The sequence below is a fragment of the Streptomyces sp. SID13666 genome (assembly GCF_010548325.1).
Classification (GTDB): Bacteria; Actinomycetota; Actinomycetes; order Streptomycetales; family Streptomycetaceae; genus Actinacidiphila; species Actinacidiphila fildesensis.
This window is the reverse complement of the sequence record NZ_JAAGLX010000102.1, coordinates 1-2,907: the sequence shown is the minus strand read 5'-3', so window position 1 is coordinate 2,907 and position 2,907 is coordinate 1. Positions and strand designations below refer to the sequence as shown.

Below are 2,907 nucleotides of genomic sequence, written 5' to 3'. Positions count from 1 at the left end.
CCGCACCCACTCCTCGAGCGCGGCCCGTTCCTCATCCGACAGCGTCAACTCGGCCTTCGGCCGCCCCATCCGTGCCATAGGCCAAGCCTACACATCTGAACAAAATTCCCGACTCAGAACACTAGGGTCGGCTGGCCTCGCGCTGCCGGGCCCGGTACGCGGCGACATGCAGCCGGTTCCCGCAGGTGCGGCTGTCGCAGTAGCGCCGGGAACGGTTGCGCGACAGGTCGACGAAGGCCCGGCGGCAGTCGGGGGCGTCGCAGCGCCGCAGCCGCTCGCACTCACCGGCGACGACCAGGAACGTCAGCGCCATGCCGCCGTCTGCGGCCAGGTGGTCGGAGAGCGACGCGCCCGGGGCGAAGTAGTGCACATGCCAGTCGTGGCCGTCATGGTTCGTGAGCCGCGGGGTGGTCCCGGCCTCGGCGACCATCGCGTTCAGCAGAGTGGCGGCGGCCTGGGCGCTGGGGGCGCAGAACACCTGCGCGAACCGCTCACGCACCCGGCGCACGGTGGCGAGGTCGTGCTCGCCGAGCCGGCCCACCTCGCTCACGTGGTGTTCCTCGACGAACGCGCGCAGCGCGGCCACATCGTGCAGACCCTCCCGGCCCTCGCTCTCCGGGGAGGTGTTGATCAGGTCCACCACACAGTCGAGTGCGTACCTGGTGTCATGGTTGATCAACACGGAATCGCTCCCTGGCCGGTGGGGGTCGGGCGGCTGCGTTCCGGCGACTCTAGCGCGCGAGAGCCACCGCCGTGGGGGTCGTGGTCCACGGCGGTGGCTCTGTGAAGCGCATGCGAGGCTTCGTACGGCGGTCGGGTCCGGGCCATGCCCCCGAGTAGGACGGCACCGGACGGCTGGTGGGCTGGGGTCAGCTCTCCGCGAGGATGTGGGAGAGCTCGGTGTCCAGATCGAAGTGACGGTGCTCGGTGCCCGGGGGCACGGCGGCGTCGGTCCGCTTGAGGAACGACTCCAGTGCCCGCGCCGGGGCTTCGAGCAGCGCCTCCCCCTCTGGGGAGCTGAGGGCGATGCACACGACGCCCTGGCCATGACTGCGGGACGGCCAGACCCGGACGTCTCCGGTGCCGGTAGGCCGGTGCAGGCCCTCGGCGAGCAGATCGCGGGCAAACACCCATTCGACCGTCTCTTCGGCACCAGTGTGGAAGGTGGCGTGCACGGCATAGGGATCGGCCGTGTCGTACCGCAGGCCTGCGGGTACAGGCAGTGAGGATTCGCTCGACACAACGAGGCGCAGGTGCAGCTCGCAGCTGACCGTGGTGTTCATAAGCGCCAGGGCCTTTCGCTCAGTGTGCGCTCGGGGATTCGCACGTCGGCGAAATCGACATGCCACCTGCGGGGACGTTGTAAACCCCTCTGACTGGTTTGTGAGGCTTCTGGTACCTCGTCCGGCCCAGTACTTTTACGGTGTCGAAGGCCATTCCGGTGATCTCCGCCCTTCGGGTAGGTTTGGCGCCATGACTGCGGAGAGTGACGAAATTCAGGGGGATGTGGCCATGGACCGGAGACTCGGTTCCAAGGCTCCTGAATTCATCAGGAAATCCCGGGGACTGCACCTCAGCTGGCAGGTGGGGGTGTTCATCGTCGGGCTGGCCGTGGTGGCGGCCGGTGTGGTGATGCTGCCGCTGCCCGGTCCCGGCTGGTTGGTGATCTTCGGGGGAATGGCGATCTGGGCCACCGAATTCGTCTGGGCGCAGCTCGTGCTGCGCTGGACGAAGCGCAAGGTGACCGAGGCGGCGCAGCGTGCGCTCGACCCCAGGGTGCGGCGCCGCAACATCATCCTGACGGCCGTCGGACTGGTGATCATCGGCGCTCTGCTCGGCTACTACGTCTGGCGGTTCGGATTCGAGATGCCATGGCGGATCGGCTGACCCGCGGATGGTCCGGGGCACCGTCTGAGGTGCGGTAATGTTGTCCCCGCACGGGGGCGATTAGCTCAGTGGGAGAGCACTTCGTTCACACCGAAGGGGTCACTGGTTCGAACCCAGTATCGCCCACCCCGACCGAGGGCCCGGAAGCGAAACGCTTCCGGGCCCTCGGCGTTTCCGGGACTCCCGCGCCCCGGAAACCCAGCGCGCCGCGCTCAGCGCATCCGGCCGATGACCTCGCGCACCCGGCGGACGTCGCGCAGCCGGCGCTCGTACGTCGTGCCCAGCGCCAGCAGCAGACCCGCCACCGCGAGCGGCAGCCAGCGCGGCGCCGCGCCCACGACCTGGACGACGTACGGGGCCAGCTCGTGCAGCGCGAGGAGCACCAGGACGGCGCCGCCCAGCAGCAGCGGGGCCCGCAGCCGGTGCCGGGCGCCCAGCAGCGTCACGGCGAGCGCGCTTGCGCCCAGCAGCAGCGGGCGCTGCCAGTGCGCGTCGCCCCACGCGGCCACCAGGCTGGGCAGCAGGGTCGCCGCCAGCCCCGGGCCGTAACTGGACCAGGACGAGGCCGCCGGGTCGCGGCGGCGGCGCAGCCAGCCGACGAGCAGCCCCGCGGCGGTCAGCGACAGCGTGTAGGCCTCCGGTGTCGTGACGCCGGAGGCGGCCAGCCGCACCCAGCTCGCCGCGGCCGTCAGGGCGCCGGCGGCGTAGACGGCCTGCCGGCGGTCCTGGCGCAGGGCGAGAGCGGCGGCCAGCACACCGGCCGCCGCGAGGACCAGGGCGAGGGCCGGAGCGTCCGGGACGGCCAACACGACCGCCAGCGCCGCCGCGACCCACCCCGCCGACTCCAGGGCCTGCCGGGGCCACCCGGACGGCGCCGCGGACAGCACGGCGGTGGCGCCGACCGCGAGGACCAGGAAGGCCGCCACCTGCGACGGGTGGCCCGCGGCCGCCGGACCGGCCCAGGCCGGCCCGGTCGCGCACGCCACGGTGCCGACGGCGCCCACCGTCCGCCGCACGATG

General features: G+C 71.6%; 4 protein-coding genes and 1 tRNA gene. 2 read left to right on the top strand and 3 right to left on the bottom strand.

Annotation, left to right across the window (positions count from 1 at the left end; translation table 11 throughout):
• Positions 1 to 121: 121 nt before the first annotated feature.
• Both G3I60_RS43460 and G3I60_RS43455 read right to left on the bottom strand, forming a co-directional pair.
• Entirely contained in the window at positions 122 to 682 is a 561-nt protein-coding gene (locus tag G3I60_RS43460) for a CGNR zinc finger domain-containing protein (protein WP_138352656.1), read from the bottom strand.
• 187 nt (positions 683 to 869) lie between these two features.
• The gene (locus G3I60_RS43455) at positions 870 to 1,283 is read right to left on the bottom strand and encodes an SsgA family sporulation/cell division regulator (protein ID WP_003959770.1); all 414 of its coding nucleotides are present in this window, start codon (positions 1,281 to 1,283) and stop codon (positions 870 to 872) included.
• 190 nt (positions 1,284 to 1,473) lie between these two features.
• Here G3I60_RS43455 and G3I60_RS43450 point away from each other — a divergent pair, with 190 nt between their 5' ends.
• Together G3I60_RS43450 and G3I60_RS43445 are read left to right on the top strand one after the other, a co-directional pair.
• Positions 1,474 to 1,887 carry a TIGR02611 family protein gene (locus tag G3I60_RS43450; RefSeq protein WP_164299686.1) on the top strand — a complete coding sequence of 138 codons (414 nt, stop codon included), beginning with the start codon at positions 1,474 to 1,476 and terminating at the stop codon, positions 1,885 to 1,887.
• A gap of 54 nt (positions 1,888 to 1,941) precedes the next feature.
• Positions 1,942 to 2,013, top strand: a tRNA-Val gene (locus tag G3I60_RS43445).
• Between the two features lie 86 nt (positions 2,014 to 2,099).
• On the opposite strand, the gene G3I60_RS43440 is transcribed toward G3I60_RS43445, so the two are convergent.
• Positions 2,100 to 2,907: SCO7613 C-terminal domain-containing membrane protein (locus tag G3I60_RS43440; protein WP_369334877.1), on the bottom strand; the 808-nt coding region annotated here is incomplete at its 5' end.